Raw genomic sequence first — 15,314 nt, forward strand, 5'->3', positions numbered from 1 at the left:
CGCTACCGGCGCCGGAGCCGAGGGACCCGGCGCAGCAGCAGGCCCACGGCCACGGCGGTCCCGGCCAGCAGGGCGGCGCCGATCCCGGCGGACAGGTGCACACCGGCCTCGAAGGCCGCCACGGACGAGGCCAGCAGCTCCCCGGACGCGTCCGGGCCGAGGGCCGCGGCGACGTCGACCGCCCCGCCGAGGGTCTCGGACGCGGTGGCGGCCTGCCCGGGGTCCAGGCCCGGCGGCACCGCCACCCGGGCGGCGTAGGTCGCGGTCACGGCCGTGCCCAGGACGGCCACGCCCAGCCCGGCCCCCAGCTCGTAGGCGGTCTCCGAGATCGCGGAGGCGGCGCCGGCCTGCTCGGGGGCCACCTCGGTGAGGATCAGGTCCCCCGCGATCGTCTGGGCCGCGCCGGAGCCCAGCCCGATGACCACGAGGGCCACCACGAGCACGGCCCCGCCGGAGAGGTCCCCGAGCAGGACGAGCAGGAAGCCCGAGGCCATGACCAGCAGCCCGCCGCCGAGCACGAGCGCGGGGGGCACGACGCCGACCACGTGCACCACCAGCAGCCCCGAGACGATCGTGACCACGGCCCCCGGCAGCAGTGCGAGGCCCGCCTCCAGGGGCGGCAGGCCCTCCACCAGCTGCAGGTACTGGGAGACGAAGAACAGGAAGCCGATGAAGGTGGTCGAGGCCACCAGGTTGTTGAGCAGCCCGCCGGTGAACGGGGCGTGGCGGAACAGCCGCAGGTCCAGCATCGGCACCGGGCTGCGCAGCTGGCGGCGCACGAACAGCGTCCCGGCGGTCACGGCCAGCACCGCGGCGGCCAGCACGCCGGCGGACGGGCCGTGGCCGCCGAGGTCCTTGATGCCGTGGACCAGCGCCACCATGGCGGTCATGATCAGCGCGGCGCTGGGCACGTCCACCGGGCCCGGGGCCGGGTTGCGGGACTCCGGCACCAGCACCGGCGCCAGGACCAGGAGCGGCAGCAGCACCGGGACCGCGAGGAGGAACACGGAGCCCCACCAGAAGTGCTGGAGCAGGAACCCGCCCACGACCGGCCCCAGGATCCCGCCCGCCGAGAAGCCCGTGGCCCACACCGCGATGGCCGCCCGCCGCTGCGTTGGGTCGTGGAAGATGTTGCGCAGCAGGGACAGGGTCGCGGGCATCAGCATCGAGCCGAAGAGTCCCAGCAGCGCCCGCGCGGCGACGAGGGCCTCCCCGGTCGGGGCGAACGCGGCGAGTGCGGACACCGCCGCGAAGCCCGTGCTGCCCACCAGCAGCAGCCGGCGGCGGCCCACCCGGTCCCCGAGGGCGCCCATGGGCACGAGCAGCCCGGCGAGCACCAGCGGATAGGCGTCCACCATCCACAGCAGCTGCGTGCCGGTGGGGCGCAGCTCGCGGGAGATCTCCGGCAGCGCGAAGTTCAGCACCGTGTTGTCCACCGAGATCAGCAGCACCGGCAGCATCAGGACCACGAGGGCGGCCCACTCGCGGACGCCGGCGCGGACCGGGACGTCGGGTGCCGGGGACAGCATGGCGGGACGGGCTCCTTCCGGGCGGGGGTGCGGCCCCCATCCTTCCAGAGCCGGCACCGGGCCCGCCCCCGGGACGGGGGAGGGGCGCCGCACTAGACTGCACGGGATGGCCCGCCGGACGGTTCCGTCCGGCCCGCAGCGACAACCATGGAGGTCCCCGATGGCCGAGCCGGTCCCCACCAGTGCGACGTCCGACGCCGCCCCCGGCGTCTCCGAGCAGTACGAGGCGGCACGGGACCGCGTCCTGGCGCTGCGCGAGGACTACGACCGGGCCCGCGAGGAGTTCCGCTGGCCCCGGATGGAGCACTTCAACTACGCCCTGGACTGGTTCGACCACGTCGCCCGGGACCCGGAGCGCGGGGCCCGGGACGCGCTGTGGATCGTCGAGGAGGACGGCACGGAGCTCCGGCGGACCTTCCGGGAGCTCGCCGGGTCCTCGGCGCGCACCGCGAACTGGCTGCGGGGCCTGGGGGTGCGGCGCGGCGACCGCGTGCTGCTCATGCTCGGCAACCAGCTCGAGCTGTGGGAGACCCAGCTCGCCGGCATGAAGCTGGGCGCGCCCCTGATCCCGACCGCCGTGATGATGCCGCCGGCCGACCTGCTGGACCGGGTGCAGCGCGGCAAGGTCTCGTGGGTCGTCACGGACGCCGCCAACGCCCCCAAGTTCGCGGGCGTCGACGGCGACTACGAGCTCGTCGTCGTCGGTGCCGCCGCGGAGGTGGAGGCGGCGCGCGCACAGCTGCCCGGCCGTCCCGTGCACCCGTACGAGCAGGCCGCGGACGCGGACGCCGTCTTCGTCCCGGAGGGCGTCACGCGCTCCCGCGACCCCCTGCTGCTGTACTTCACCTCCGGCACCACGTCCCAGGCCAAGCTCGTGGAGCACACCCACGCCTCCTACTCCTTCGGGCACCTGTCCACGGTCTACTGGATGGGCCTGCGCCCCGGGGACGTCCACCTGAACATCGCCTCGCCGGGATGGGGCAAGCACTCGTGGTCCAACTTCTTCGCCCCGTGGATCGCGGAGGCCACCGTTTTCATCCACAACCAGTCCCGCTTCGACGCGGCGGGTCTCCTGGAGCAGATGGGCCGGGCCGGGGTGACGAGCTTCTGCGCGCCGCCCACGGTGTGGCGGATGCTCATCCAGGCGGACCTGCACCGCGTGCAGGACCCGCCGACGTCCGCCGTCTCCGCCGGCGAGCCGCTCAACCCCGAGGTGATCCGCCGGGTGCAGGACGCCTGGGGCGTGACCATCCGGGACGGCTACGGGCAGACGGAGACCACGCTGCAGATCGCCAACACCCCCGGGCAGCCGGTGGTGCCGGGGGCCATGGGCCGGCCCCTGCCGGGCTTCGTCGTCGACCTCTTCGACCCGCAGACGGGCGCACCCGCCGAGGAGGGGGAGATCTGCCTGAAGGTCGACGACGACCCGCCCGGGATCATGGCCGGCTACATCGACGAGCCCGAGCGCACGGCCGAGGTCGTCAAGGACGGCTGGTACCACACGCGCGACATCGCCCGCCGCGACGAGCACGGCGTCTACACGTACGTGGGCCGCACCGACGACGTGTTCAAGGCCTCCGACTACCGGATCTCCCCGTTCGAGCTGGAGTCCGTGCTCATCGAGCACCCCGCGGTGGCCGAGGCCGCCGTGGTCCCGGCGCCGGACCCGGTCCGGCACGCGGTGCCGAAGGCCTACCTGGTGCTCGCCGCCGGCGCGGAGCCCACCCGGGAGCTCGCCGGGGAGATCCTGCGCTTCGCCCGGGAGAACCTCGCCCCCTACAAGCGGGTGCGCCGGGTGGAGTTCACGGACCTGCCCAAGACCATCTCCGGCAAGATCCGCCGGGTGGTGCTGCGCGAGCGGGAGGAGGCCGCGGACCGCTCCGGCCCCGCGGCGCCCGGGGCCGACGGGTACGGCGTCGAGTACACGGAGGCCGACTTCCCGGGGCTGCGCGGCTGAGCGCCGTGCCCGGGACGCGGTCCTGCAATGTGACGCCGCGCACGGCGCCCGGCGTGCGCCCAACGGGGGACGCCGAGGGCCCCGGATGTCCCCACTTCGTGCCACGCCCGCCGCCCCCCGAATACCCACCGGTAGCGAAAAGCCGCCACAGAACCCTCTGTTGACTAGTGCAAATAGATGAATCTGTTTGAGTGTCCCCCGGATCGAATGTGACTTCACGGTCCGTGACAGGTCACAGAAACCCTGCCACCATGGTGCCAATTGGTTCACCCGATGGGGCGGAACCAACCGATCCGCCGGGGGGCGGATCGACTGCGGTTCATCGGGGGATGGGCCGCGTGCACGCAGGCATCGGGGGGTGCCGGTGCAACCGGTTCATCGGGGGGTGAACCGAATGGGAGCACCGCTGGGGGGCGGTACTCCCGCCAGGCGAGTCTCTGCTCGCCACCGGCCGTCAGGCCGGTCGATGCGCCCGCTGCGGGGGCCATCCGTTCGACGGATGGGCAGCGGGCGCATCGCTCTGTCCGGGCCCCGTCGCCACTGCACGCCCCGCCCTCCGGTCGGGCGGCGTCGGGGGGCCCTGGAAGACTGGGGCCATGACGACTTCCCCGGCCCACGACATCGCCGACCACGACACCGCGCCGGACCCGGCCCTGCACGAGGACGCGCTCCACCTGCTGCGCGCGCTCACCGGCCGGCCGGACGCCGCCTTCCACCCCGGGCAGTTCGAGGCGGTCGAGGCCCTCGTGGGGCGCGGCCGGCGGGCCCTGGTGGTGCAGCGGACCGGCTGGGGCAAGTCCGCGGTCTACTTCCTCTCCGCCCTGCTCCTGCGGGCCCGGGGCCGCGGGCCCACCCTGATCGTCTCCCCGCTGCTGGCCCTCATGCGGGACCAGGTCTCCGCCGCCGCCCGCGCGGGGGTCCGGGCGGCGGCCATCAACTCCGCCAACGCCACCGAGTGGGGGCAGATCGCCGCGCAGCTGGAGGCCGACGAGCTCGACGTCCTGCTGGTCTCCCCGGAGCGGCTCAACAACCCCGTGTTCCGCGAGCAGCAGCTGCCGCAGCTGGTCGCCCGGCTCGGGCTGCTCGTGGTGGACGAGGCGCACTGCATCTCCGACTGGGGCCACGACTTCCGCCCCGACTACCGGCGCATCCGCGACCTCATCGCCCGGCTCCCGGAGCAGGTCCCCGTCCTGGCCACGACCGCCACCGCGAACGAGCGCGTGGTCGCCGACGTCGAGGAGCAGCTGGGCGTGCGGCCCGGCGGCAGCAGCACGGGGGAGGTCTTCACCCTCCGCGGCCCGCTCTCCCGGGCGTCCCTGCGCCTCGGCGTGCTGGACCTGCCCTCGGCCACGGCCCGCCTCGCCTGGCTGCTCGAGCACGTCGGGTCCCTCCCGGGCAGCGGGATCATCTACGCGCTGACCGTGGGGGCCGCCGAGGACACGGCCCAGGCGCTCGCCGACGCCGGGATCCCCGTGCGCGCCTACACCGGGCGCACCGACCAGGGCGAGCGCGAGGAGCTCGAGGCCGCCCTCAAGGAGAACAGGGTCAAGGCCCTCGTGGCCACCTCCGCGCTCGGCATGGGCTTCGACAAGCCGGACCTCGGCTTCGTGGTGCACCTGGGGGCGCCGTCCTCGCCCGTGGCCTACTACCAGCAGGTGGGCCGTGCGGGCCGCGCCACGGACAACGCGGACGTCCTGCTGCTGCCGGGCACCGAGGACCGCCGGATCTGGGAGTACTTCGCCACCTCGTCGATGCCCACCGAGCAGAAGGCCGCCGCCGTCCTGGACGAGCTGGGGGCCGCGGGCGGCGCCCTGTCCGTGGCCGTGCTGGAGTCCCGCGTGGACGTCCGGCGCAGCCCGCTCGAGCTGCTCCTGAAGGTGCTCGCCGTCGAGGGCGCGGTGGAGCGCGTGCAAGGTGGCTGGCAGAGCACGGGCGTGCCGTGGCGCTACGACGCCGAGCGCTACGGTCGGATCGCCGCGGCACGGGTGGCCGAGCAGAACGCCATGCTCGAGTACGAGCGCACCACCGGGTGCCGCATGGAGTTCCTCGCCCGGCAGCTCGACGACGCCACGGCCGAGCCCTGCGGGCGCTGCGACAGCTGCGCCGGCCCCTGGTACCCCACGACCGTCGACGAGTCCGCCACCGACTCCGCGGGCGCCGCCCTGACCCGCGTGGGCGTCGTGGTGGAGCCGCGCGCCCAGTGGCCCACCGGGATGCCGCGCCTCGGGGTCGAGGTCAAGGGCCGGATCCCCGAGGAGGAGCGCTGCGCCGAGGGCCGGGCACTCGCCCGGCTCACGGACCTCGGCTGGGGCAACCGGCTGCGCGAGGTGTTCCGCACCGACGAGGAGGGCGCGCCGGTCGACGGACCGGTGGACCCCGCCCTCGGCCGGGCGTGCGTCCAGGTGCTCGCCGAGTGGCGCTGGTCGGACCGGCCCGCGGCCGTCGTCTCGATCCCGTCCCGCTCGCGCCCCCGGCTCGTGCCCTCCCTGGCGGAGGGCATGGCCGAGGTCGGGCACCTGCCCTATCTGGGGGAGCTCGAGGTCCCCGAGGGCTTCCCGTCCGGCGGGCACGGCGGCAACAGCGCGTACCGCCTCGCGGCCCTGTGGGAGAAGTTCCGGGTGCCCCCCGAGCTCGCGGAGGGGCTGGACCGGCTCGGGGGGCGCCCGGTGCTGCTGGTCGACGACCTCGTGGACAGCCGCTGGACGCTCGCCGTGGCCGCCCGCGCGCTGCGCCGGGCCGGCTCCGGGCCCGTGCTGCCGTTCGTCCTGGCCTCCCAGGGCTGAGGCGCTGCAGAGCCAGAAGGGCTCGGGGCGACTTGTATGCTCATGGAATGAATTCTCCCGCGGTGCCCCTCGTCGACGTCATCATCCCGGTGCACACTACGGAGCGTCCTATCGACCGTGCGGTCAGCTCGGTGCTGTCCGGCGGGTTGCCGGTCACCGACGACGGTGGACTGCACATCACGATCGTCAGCCACAACATCAGCGCGGACCGTATCGGAGAGTGCCTGTCTCCGGCCAACCGGGAGCTCGTGGAACTCGTGGAGTGCTTCGATGACACACAGAATCCAGCTCGGCCGCGCAATCTCGCCCTTGACCGCTCAACAGCCCGGTACGTCTCCTTCCTGGACAGCGACGACACCATGGATCCGGGAGCTCTCGCCCGGTGGGTGGACCTCGCCCGGCGGCACGGCTCCGCGGCCGTGCTGGCCCGCGTCAGTGACAACGGCAAGGTGCTCCGGGCACCCGTCACGCGGCCGTGGCGGTCCAGGGACCTCGATCCGGTCAAGGACCGCTTGATCTACCGGGTGGCGTCTTTCGGACTGCTGTCCAGGGGCGCCGTCGAAAAGCTGAGCCTGCGCTTCCCGGAGCACTTCGCCACCGGTGAGGACCAGTCGTTCACGGCCAGGCTCTATGCGGACGGCGGACGCATCGACTACGCCCGGGGCCGCCCGGGCTACCACCGCCGGGACGACGCCGTCCAGCGCGTCACCTCGGCACCCAGACCGCTCGCGGACGATCTGGCGCCGTTTCTCGACCTCGCCGTCTCCGACTGGATGCGAGCCCAGTCCCTGTCGTTCCGGCGCGGCTACGCCGTCAAGGTGATGCGCATCCACCTCTTCGGCCAGGTCACGGAGCTGACCCGTACAGGACGGTGGACAACTGAGGACGCCGATGCCGGACGCGCGGCGCTGCAGCTCCTGCTGGCTGAAGCGCCGGGCGCCGAGCGGGCCATGTGCCGGGCCGACCGGTCCCTGATCGACCTGCTGGCCGGCGGGGAAACCGATGCGGCGGTGATCGCGCGAGCTGCCCGGGTTCGCCGCCGCTTCGGCACCCCGGCGACAGTGCTGCCCCGGGACCTGACCCGTCTGCTCCACCGGGACGGCTCGCTGCGGTTCATGGCCGCCGCCGCACTCATGCGCTAGAACAGGTGCCCGGAGCCGCTCCGGAGAGGGCCGGGGTCAACGATGCAACCGACCGGTCGCGGTCCTGACGATCAGGCGGAGGTGGCGCACGTTGAGTGCGGCCCACACCGCGAGGAACGCGGCCGTGGCCCCGAGGGTCGGAAGCGGGCGGAATTCGTCGCCCAGCAGTTTGAGCGCGCCGAGGATCATGGCGTAGCCCAGGACGGTCCGCAGGACGACGGCGCCCCAGGGCATCCGGTCGAGTCTCCAGACCACCAGCAGGGGCAGCGCTGCACTGATCAGCGAGCCCACCAGGTAGCCGACTGCCGAAGCCATGATGCCGAGCCGCGGCCCCAGTACGACCATGGTGGCGACGCCGATCACCAGGCCGGCGCCGTTGGCCAGGGCGAGAACCTTGATGCCCCAGGACTCCGTGCCGTTGAGCCGCGCATTCGCGGCATTGAAGCTCGAGGCCGAAGCCGCGAAGAAGAGGATCACGAGCAGCGGTTCCGCAGTGACGAATCTCGGGTCTCCGAAGTAGATCAGCTGGAGCATGGGTTCCGCCCAGAGGATGCACACGCCGAAGACCGGCAGGAAGAGCGTCACCATCGTGCGCAGGATCACGTCAACCTGCTCCGCGAGCGCCTCGGCATCTCCCGCGGCGAAGCGCCGGGCGATGCTGGGTGACAGGGCCGTCAGCATGGAGGAGGAGAGCATGCTGGCGGGGGTCGCCAGGGACACAGCCGCCGAGTAGAGACCGAGGGCCTCGTCGGTGTCTATGATCCGCCCCACGATGACGGACAGCTGCATCAGTCCACTCGCCGCAAGGATGTGTGCCGAGCCCCAGGCGGTGAACACGAGGATCTCCCGGCGCAGAGCCGGGTCCAGCGGGGTGCTGCTACGCCGCGGCCAGGCGGGCAGAGCGGCCAGGAGATAACCGATGGACAGAGGGAGCAGCAGCGCCCAGTGCCAGCCGCCCAGCAGTACCAGGAGCAGCAGCGTGAGCGTCACGAAAGAGCTGACGGTGTCCCACGCAGCGGTGGTCACGAACTGGTTGTTGCCGGTTCGCACCCCCCGGGCGAAGCTGAAGCACCCCTGTGCCAGCACCAGGACACCCGTCGAGACCGCGTAGCCCCAGTTCAGATCGAGGAAGTGGACTGCGAGCAGCACCGCCGAGACGCTCAGCAAGGCAAGGGCCGCTGCACTGCTCGTGGCGGTGAACGCTGCCGTCGCAGCCTGGCCGGCGCGGTCCTGTCGACCTCGCGCCATCGCGATGAACTTGGCGGCGGCGGATCCGGAGGCTTGTGGCCACAGCAGGCAGAGGAACAGTGCGAGCGAGATCACGAGGTTGACCTCGCCGAGCACGTCCTGGCCCAGCACGTTGCCCACCAGGACGCTGTAGCCGAACCGGGACAGGCCTTGGACGAACACGGCAAGGACCGTCAGGGCGAAGGCCGAGCCGAGCGGATTGTCCGTGTTCCCGTAGTTGGGGGGCGGAAAGAAGACCTCGCGCAACCGGGGCATCATGCGGTCGGCCTGAGGGCGGGGATCATCACCGTCCTCATCCTAGCCGGGACCGATCCAGCCGGGTGCGAGCGACTGCCGGCAGCGGGGCGTCGTGTGCCCGGCGGAGGCAGGTCGTGCCGGAGTTTGCCCTTCGGCGGGCCGGGTGGTCGGGCGACGTTCAGAGCACGACTTCCGGGCCGTTAGGGTGGACGTGACCCGCCGGGGTACCGTCCACGTCGTTGAAAGGTCCGCATGCGCTCCCTCGTAGTCACCGCCTGGTTTCCGGATGACGAGGTGCCCAGTCGCACCCCCTTCATCGTGGAGCACTGCTGGTCCTTGCAGGAGGCAGGACACGAGATCACAGTGGTGCACGTCGTCATCGGCCGGGAGCAGCGTCCGACGCGCCAGGAGGTCTACCAGGCGGTGCCGGTAACCCGGGTGTGGCTGGACGTCACTTCCCCCCTGTCCTACCTCCGCGTAGTTCGGACGATCCTTCGGGGTCTGCGAGCTGCTGATGTCCTGCACACCATGGCGTACTCGGCAGTGCTGGTCACCGCTCCGTCATGGTTGTTGCGCCGACTGCCGTGGGTGCACACGGAGCACTGGGGCGGCATCGTCCACCCGGCCAACGTCGGCCCGATGTGGCGGCGATTCGCGTGGCTCAGGCATATCCTGCGCCTGCCGCACGTGGTGACCGGTGTCACGACCCATCTCGCAACGAAGATGTCCCCCTTCACGCGACCGGGTGCCACCCGTGTCGTTCCGTGCGTCGTCGAGAGTCTCCGACCGGTGCTGCCCTTCCCGCCCGCGCCGCCGTTGCGGCTCGTGGGCGTGGGAGCGTTCAACCCGGGCAAGAACCCGTTGCTGGCTCTCGACACCATCGCATGGCTCACGGAGAGGGGCGTCGACGTGCGGTACACCATGGTGGGCGGAGGGCGGCTTCTCGAGCGGGCTCAGAGCCACGCGCAGGAACTCGGCATTGCGGACCGTGTCGTGTTCACCGGGCCGATCCTGCCGGAACGCGTCTTCGACGAGCTGCCGAAGGCCCACCTCTTCTTCCTCCCCAGTGCGCGAGAGAACTTCTTCACCGCCGTTGCCGAGGCCATCGCGTCGGGCCGGCCGGCCGCCGTTCCGCTCAGCGGAGGATTCGACGACTACTGCACCGAAGAGAACTCGGTGCTCACCGACAGCTGGGACACCGAAGCGCTCGGCGCCGCGATCCTCAGTGCCTGGGACCGTTTCCAGGACGCGGATCCGGAAGCGATCGCTTCCACGGTCCGTTCACGCTTCTCCCGGGCGACGGTGGGAAGGCAGTTCGACGCCCTCTACCGTGAGGTGGCGAAGGCGCCTTTGACCCACCGGCGGTCCTGACGTTAAGCTGGCACGTGTTGTCCGGGGCCGCTTCGCCCCCGGATGACCGAGGAGACGTGCCAGAGCGGCCGAATGGACTTCACTGCTAATGAAGGGTCGGGGTCAACTCGACCGGGGGTTCAAATCCCCCCGTCTCCGCACTGTGATGTCTCAGGACATCGGAAACACCCCGGACCTCCGGTCCGGGGTGTTTTTGTGTGTCCGGGGGTTCGGGCGTAGGCCCGTCCGATGCCGATGTGGTGCAGCCTCGAGTGCAGGCGGACGGCGACGCGGCCGTTCTTGTCGACGCGGTCGGTGCGGATCCGCCACCCGGTGGGTGCTCCGGTGGGGGTGGCCATGGGCAGGGCCCGGTAGGCGGTCGCGGGGGTGGCCCGGTCCAGGGACCGGTGGGGTCGGACGGTGGTGACGCGGTGGGCGGTGCAGGCGATCGCGTAGCGGGAGTGGTCGTCGAGGTAGGTCAGGATCTCCACGTCGGTGCGATCGGCCAGGGACCAGTGGGTGAAGTCGGCCTGCCACAGCTGGTTGGGCAGGGCCGCGCTGAAGCTGCGCCAGCTGGCGCGGGGGCGTTCGGCGGGGTCGGGGGTGATGAGCCCGGCCCGGGTGAGAATGCGCCGCACGCTGGCGCGGGATCGCGTTGGGGTGGTGGTGGGCCGTCCGGGAGCCGGGCGTGAACGCCGCCTCGCCGACGGCGCGGTAGCGGGCCACCAGTTTCGAGACCCAGGACCGGCTGACCTGGAATCGGCGGGCGGCCTCGGCCTGGGACATCGTCCCGGTGGTCACCGCCAGGATGATCGCTTCGTTCTTCTCCACTCCCGCACGGTCGGACCGGTGTTTCCGATGCCCTGAGACACCTGTTTCCTATCCACTGAGACCGGACACCCCCGTCTCCGCGGACGTGCTGTCTCAGCACATCGGAAGCACCCCGGATTTGTGGTCCGGGGTGCTTCTCCGCGTCCGGGGCGGGGCCGATCGGCCCGGCCCCGGCAGCGCGAGGCCGCGAACTGGGTAAACTGTGGCGGAACACTCCCAGCCAGAAAGCAGGTGTGAAGACCGTGTCCGCCAGGAGAACACCGGCATTCACCAAGAACCCGTGGATCACCCGTGACGGGCGCTGGCCCGCGCTGGCGCGACAGGCCGTGAGCCGCATTCCTTTGGGGCTTCGCCGCCAGGTCTTCTACTTCTACCGGCACCACCGCTTCTTCTCCCGGACACCGCGTACGTTCACGGAGAAGATCCAATGGCGACTCCTCCACGATCGGCGGGACCTGTTCGCGGTCGGTGGGGACAAGATCGCCATGAAGGAGTACGCCGCGCAGCTGGGACCGGACCTCGAGATCCCCCGTACGCTGTGGCAGGGGGAGGATCTCCACGCCGTCCAGGACGACGACTGGGGGTGCGCGTGGGTGCTCAAGCCGGTGACCGGTTCCGGGTACGCCCTCTTCGGGGCAGGCAGTCTGCGCGACAGCGGGATCGACCTGAACGAAGTGGAGCGCTGGCGAGCCGACGACGCCCACCGGGTCTACGGCGAGTGGCACTACAGCCGGTCGCGGCCGGGGTACCTCATCGAGCAGCGCATCCCGACCCGTGACGGCGCGTCGCCGGACGACTACCGCTTCTTCGTCTTCGACGGCCGGGTGGAGGTGGTCCAGATCGACACTCCGCGTGTTGCGAAGGTCCAGCGCCGCTTCTACACCCGGGACTGGACGCCGCTCGACGTGCGCCAGGCCGGAGCCGATCTGGCCGCCCCGGTCCCGGCGCCCCCCACCCTGGACCGGATGGTCGAGCTCGCGGAGCGGATCGGTGCAGAGTGGGACTTCGTCCGGGTCGACTTCTACGACGCCGACGGCACGATCTGGTTCGGGGAGCTCACCCCGTGCCCCACGGGCGGGCTCGCCCCGTACGACCCGCCGGAGTTCGACCGGGAGCTCGGGCGACTGTGGCGGCTTCCCGGCTGAACCCGAGCCCGGCGCCGCCCGTCATCTGCGGCCGCCCCGTGACCGAGGGCCGTCGGCTTCCTAGACTGGGGCTCAGCGCGCCGCCGGCGCCCGAGCCCAGGAGGCCACCATGCCGGAGCAGGACCGTCCGCAGACCACGCCCGCCGCACCCGGTGCGCCCCGCCCCGCCCCCGCCTGGCGCGCCGGGCTCACGGACCGCTCCGTCCTCGAGGAGGCCGTCGACGCCGTGACGGTGCGCCGGGTCTTCGGCGAGGCGTACGAGGCGTACGGCACCACGGTCGTGCCCGTGGCCCGCGTCAGGGGCTGGGGCGGCGGTGGCGGGGGCTCGGGCGAGGAGAAGGACAGCTCGGGCAGCGGATCGGGCGTGGGCTACGGCGTGCACGCCGAGCCGGCCGGGGTGTACGTGGTCCGGGGGGACAGCGTCACGTGGCGGCCCGCCGTGGACGCGGGGCGGATCGCCCTCACCCTGGGCCTGGCGCTGTGCGGCGCGGCCGCGCTGGTGGGCTGGGCCGCCGTCACCCGCCGTTCCTGACAGGATGGGGCCATGTCCTTCCTGCTCCGTGTCCTCGTCAACGCGCTCGCCATCTGGGTGGCCGCCTGGATCCTGCCCGGGATGGGCATCGCGGCGGACCCGTCCGTCGTCTCGGCCGTCGGGGGCGAGACCACGGCGTCGGTCCTGGCCTACCTGTTCGTCGGCCTGGTCTTCGGCGCCGTGAACGCGGTCGTGCGGCCCGTGCTGACGATCCTGTCCCTGCCGATCACCTGCCTCACGCTGGGGCTGTTCGCCATCGTGGTCAACGCGGCGATGCTGTGGCTGACGTCCTGGCTGAGCTCCTTCACGCCGCTGCGGCTCGAGATCGACTCCTTCCTCTGGACGGCGGTGCTCGCCACCCTGATCATCGGGGTGGTGTCCCTCCTGATGGGCTGGGCCGTCCCGGACCGCGAGCGCCGCTGACCCGCGCCGGGGCTCAGCCCCGGTGCAGCGCCGTCCAGAGGAACTCGTGGGACAGCGCGTGCAGGCGGGCGGCCTGCTTGTTGTCGCCCGCGCCCGCGTGCCCGCCCTCGGTGGCCTCGTAGAACCACACGTTCTCGTAGCCCATGCCGAGCATCCGCGCGGCGGCCTTGCGCGCCTGGACGGGGCCCACGCGGTCGTCGCTCGTGGCGGTCCAGAACAGGACGTCCGGGTAGTCCCGCCCCTCCTCCAGCAGGTGGTACGGCGAGAACGTGCGGACGGACTCCCACTGCTCCGGGTCGTCCGGGTCGCCGTACTCCGCGATCCAGGAGTAGCCCGCGGACAGCTTCGTGTAGCGGCGCATGTCCAGCAGCGGCACCCCGCAGGAAATCGCCCCGAACAATTCGGGGTGCCCGGTGAGCATGTTGCCCACGAGCAGCCCGCCGTTGGAGCCGCCCGAGCACGCGAGCGTTCCCCGGGTGCACACCCCGCGGTTCTGCAGGTCCGCGGCGACGGCCGCGAAGTCCTCGTACGCCCGGTGCCGGTTCCCCTGCAGGGCGGCCCGGTGCCACGCGGGGCCGTACTCGCCGCCGCCGCGGATGTTGGCGAGGACGTAGACCCCGGACCGCCCGGCGTCGTCGGTGCGGGTCAGCCAGGACCGCCCGAGGGCCCCGGAGTAGGCGGGGGTCCGGGAGACCTCGAAGCCGCCGTAGCCGGAGAGCAGCGTCGGGTTCCGCCCGTCGAGGACCGGGTCGGCGGGGCCCACCTGGAAGTAGGGCACCCGGGTGCCGTCCGCCGAGACCGCGAAGTGCTGCTCGACCGAGAGCCCGGTCGTGTCGAAGAACGCGGGGGCGGTCCTCGCCACCCGCGGCGGGGCCGTCACCCCGCCGCGGGCCGGGAGGGTGCCGCGGGACACGGTGGTCGGGGTGAGGAAGCCGGTCGCCACGAGCCAGTAGTCGTTGCCCGCCTCCGGGTCCTCGTCGTCGACGGCGTAGGCGTCCACGCTGTGCAGGGCCGGCGCCCCGGGCAGCTCGGACGAGGTCCAGGGGCCCGGCTCGGCGACGCGGACCACCGAGGAGACGTCCCGCAGCAGGTTGAGGATCAGCCGGTCGGCCGTCCAGGACCAGGACTGCAGCGACGTGCGCGCGTCCGGGACGAACACGGCGGTCACGGAGCGGTCCCCGGCCAGGAACGCCTCGAGCTCGGCCACGAGCAGGGACCCGGCCGGGTGCACGGTCCCGTCCAGCTCGAGCTCCTCCTGCGGGCGCAGCAGCAGCCACTGACGGTGCAGGTCCACCGTCACCGAGTCGGGGACGTCGACGTGCACGAGTTCCTCCTCCCGCACCAGGTAGGTCCGGGAGGCGAAGAAGTCGGCCACGTCCACGGCCACGTCCCGGACGAAGCCCGGGGTGTGGTCCCGCACGAGCACCGCCTGCACGTGGTCCTCGGCCACCTCGAACACCTGCCGGGCCTCGGCGAGGTCCTGCCCGCGGCGCAGGACGCGCACGGTGCGGGGGTAGGAGGAGGTGGTCATCGAGCCGGGGCCGAAGTCGGTGCCCACGTGCAGGGTGTCGGCGTCCACCCACGTCACGGTGGACTTCGCCGTGGGGACGTCGAAGCCGCCGGGCACGAACCGGCGCTCGTCGAGGTCGAACTCGCGCACCCGCTTCGCGTCGCCGCCGTCGGGGGAGAGGCTGAGCAGCGCCCGCCGGTGCCGCCCGCCGGTGTACTGCGGGCGCAGCAGCCGGGCCCCGCCCCAGACCCAGTCGACGCCCTCCACGGCGGCCAGCGCGTCGACGTCGAGCAGGACCTCCCACTCGGTGTCCCCGCCGAGCCAGGACTCCCACGTGGTGCGGCGGAAGACGCCGCGGGGGTGCTCGGCGTCGCGCCAGAAGTTGTAGTAGTGCGGCCCGTGCTTGGCGACCATGGGGATCCGCTCGGTCGAGTCCATGACCGCGAGCACGTCGGCCTCGAGGCGGCGCAGCCGCGGGCTCTCGAGCGCCGCCAGGGTGCGGGCGTTCTGCCCGGCGACCCACTCCAGGGGCGCGTCCCCCGTGATCTCCTCCAGCCACAGGTTCTCGTCGTGCGGCTGCTCGGCGGTCGGGCGGGCGGCGGTCTGCGCGGTCTCGGTCATGTCCGC

General features: G+C 72.4%; 11 protein-coding genes, 1 tRNA gene and 1 pseudogene. 8 read left to right on the plus strand and 5 right to left on the minus strand.

Annotation, left to right across the window (positions count from 1 at the left end; all coding sequences use genetic code 11):
- Positions 1–2 precede the first annotated feature (2 nt).
- Positions 3–1,529 carry an MFS transporter gene (locus RF640_RS10540; protein ID WP_368827764.1) on the minus strand — a complete coding sequence of 509 codons (1,527 nt, stop codon included), beginning with the start codon at positions 1,527–1,529 and terminating at the stop codon, positions 3–5.
- A 160-nt stretch (positions 1,530–1,689) separates the two neighbouring features.
- Between RF640_RS10540 and RF640_RS10545 the strand changes: the two genes are divergently transcribed.
- The 3 genes from RF640_RS10545 to RF640_RS10555 all read left to right on the plus strand — a co-directional run bounded on the left by RF640_RS10545 (position 1,690) and on the right by RF640_RS10555 (position 7,411).
- Positions 1,690–3,486, plus strand: coding sequence for an AMP-binding protein (locus RF640_RS10545; protein WP_368827766.1), 1,797 nt, complete (start codon positions 1,690–1,692; stop codon positions 3,484–3,486).
- Positions 3,487–4,082: 596 nt separating this feature from the next.
- A complete protein-coding gene (locus tag RF640_RS10550) occupies positions 4,083–6,269 on the plus strand; it encodes an ATP-dependent DNA helicase RecQ (RefSeq protein ID WP_368827768.1) in 2,187 nt (728 codons plus the stop codon).
- A gap of 47 nt (positions 6,270–6,316) precedes the next feature.
- Positions 6,317–7,411 (plus strand): glycosyltransferase family A protein, encoded by a 1,095-nt coding sequence (locus tag RF640_RS10555; protein ID WP_136341452.1) that lies wholly within the window; start codon positions 6,317–6,319, stop codon positions 7,409–7,411.
- 36 nt (positions 7,412–7,447) lie between these two features.
- On the opposite strand, the gene RF640_RS10560 is transcribed toward RF640_RS10555, so the two are convergent.
- Positions 7,448–8,914 (minus strand): lipopolysaccharide biosynthesis protein, encoded by a 1,467-nt coding sequence (locus tag RF640_RS10560; protein ID WP_136341455.1) that lies wholly within the window; start codon positions 8,912–8,914, stop codon positions 7,448–7,450.
- Between the two features lie 234 nt (positions 8,915–9,148).
- Here RF640_RS10560 and RF640_RS10565 point away from each other — a divergent pair, with 234 nt between their 5' ends.
- Together RF640_RS10565 and RF640_RS10570 are read left to right on the plus strand one after the other, a co-directional pair.
- Positions 9,149–10,267 (plus strand): glycosyltransferase, encoded by a 1,119-nt coding sequence (locus RF640_RS10565; RefSeq protein ID WP_136341451.1) that lies wholly within the window; start codon positions 9,149–9,151, stop codon positions 10,265–10,267.
- A 50-nt stretch (positions 10,268–10,317) separates the two neighbouring features.
- Positions 10,318–10,405, plus strand: a tRNA-Ser gene (locus tag RF640_RS10570).
- Here the strand turns inward: RF640_RS10570 and RF640_RS10575 are convergent.
- Together RF640_RS10575 and RF640_RS10580 are read right to left on the minus strand one after the other, a co-directional pair.
- Positions 10,387–10,884 (minus strand): hypothetical protein, encoded by a 498-nt coding sequence (locus RF640_RS10575; RefSeq protein WP_368827810.1) that lies wholly within the window; start codon positions 10,882–10,884, stop codon positions 10,387–10,389. The two genes, RF640_RS10570 and RF640_RS10575, sit on opposite strands and share 19 nt — an antisense overlap.
- Before the next feature lie 55 nt (positions 10,885–10,939).
- Positions 10,940–11,032, minus strand: a pseudogene (locus RF640_RS10580) (helix-turn-helix domain-containing protein); the annotation flags it as partial.
- A gap of 278 nt (positions 11,033–11,310) precedes the next feature.
- On the opposite strand from RF640_RS10580, the gene RF640_RS10585 reads away from it, so the two are divergent.
- From RF640_RS10585 to RF640_RS10595, 3 genes are all read left to right on the plus strand, one after another.
- Positions 11,311–12,222: an ATP-grasp fold amidoligase family protein gene (locus RF640_RS10585; RefSeq protein ID WP_161976705.1), complete on the plus strand. Its 912-nt coding sequence runs from the start codon at positions 11,311–11,313 to the stop codon at positions 12,220–12,222.
- A 109-nt stretch (positions 12,223–12,331) separates the two neighbouring features.
- Entirely contained in the window at positions 12,332–12,754 is a 423-nt protein-coding gene (locus RF640_RS10590; RefSeq protein ID WP_017831992.1) for a spore germination protein GerW family protein, read from the plus strand.
- A 12-nt stretch (positions 12,755–12,766) separates the two neighbouring features.
- Complete coding sequence (locus RF640_RS10595; RefSeq protein ID WP_017831991.1) at positions 12,767–13,177, plus strand: phage holin family protein; 411 nt, start codon at positions 12,767–12,769, stop codon at positions 13,175–13,177.
- 13 nt (positions 13,178–13,190) lie between these two features.
- On the opposite strand, the gene RF640_RS10600 is transcribed toward RF640_RS10595, so the two are convergent.
- Positions 13,191–15,308 carry a prolyl oligopeptidase family protein gene (locus RF640_RS10600; protein ID WP_017831990.1) on the minus strand — a complete coding sequence of 706 codons (2,118 nt, stop codon included), beginning with the start codon at positions 15,306–15,308 and terminating at the stop codon, positions 13,191–13,193.
- Positions 15,309–15,314: the final 6 nt, after the last annotated feature.

Source organism: Kocuria sp. CPCC 205231 (assembly GCF_040980965.1).
In the GTDB taxonomy this organism is placed as follows: Bacteria; Actinomycetota; Actinomycetes; order Actinomycetales; family Micrococcaceae; genus Kocuria; species Kocuria rosea.

What these genes read in the sequence shown, in the direction of transcription:
- RF640_RS10540 (WP_368827764.1), bottom strand. Translation starts at nt 1,529, where the DNA reads ATGCTGTCCCCGGCACCCGACGTCCCGGTCCGCGCCGGCGTCCGCGAG.
- RF640_RS10545 (WP_368827766.1), top strand. Translation starts at nt 1,690, where the DNA reads ATGGCCGAGCCGGTCCCCACCAGTGCGACGTCCGACGCCGCCCCCGGC.
- RF640_RS10550 (WP_368827768.1), top strand. Translation starts at nt 4,083, where the DNA reads ATGACGACTTCCCCGGCCCACGACATCGCCGACCACGACACCGCGCCG.
- RF640_RS10555 (WP_136341452.1), top strand. Translation starts at nt 6,317, where the DNA reads ATGAATTCTCCCGCGGTGCCCCTCGTCGACGTCATCATCCCGGTGCAC.
- RF640_RS10560 (WP_136341455.1), bottom strand. Translation starts at nt 8,914, where the DNA reads ATGCCCCGGTTGCGCGAGGTCTTCTTTCCGCCCCCCAACTACGGGAAC.
- RF640_RS10565 (WP_136341451.1), top strand. Translation starts at nt 9,149, where the DNA reads ATGCGCTCCCTCGTAGTCACCGCCTGGTTTCCGGATGACGAGGTGCCC.
- RF640_RS10590 (WP_017831992.1), top strand. Translation starts at nt 12,332, where the DNA reads ATGCCGGAGCAGGACCGTCCGCAGACCACGCCCGCCGCACCCGGTGCG.
- RF640_RS10595 (WP_017831991.1), top strand. Translation starts at nt 12,767, where the DNA reads ATGTCCTTCCTGCTCCGTGTCCTCGTCAACGCGCTCGCCATCTGGGTG.
- RF640_RS10600 (WP_017831990.1), bottom strand. Translation starts at nt 15,308, where the DNA reads ATGACCGAGACCGCGCAGACCGCCGCCCGCCCGACCGCCGAGCAGCCG.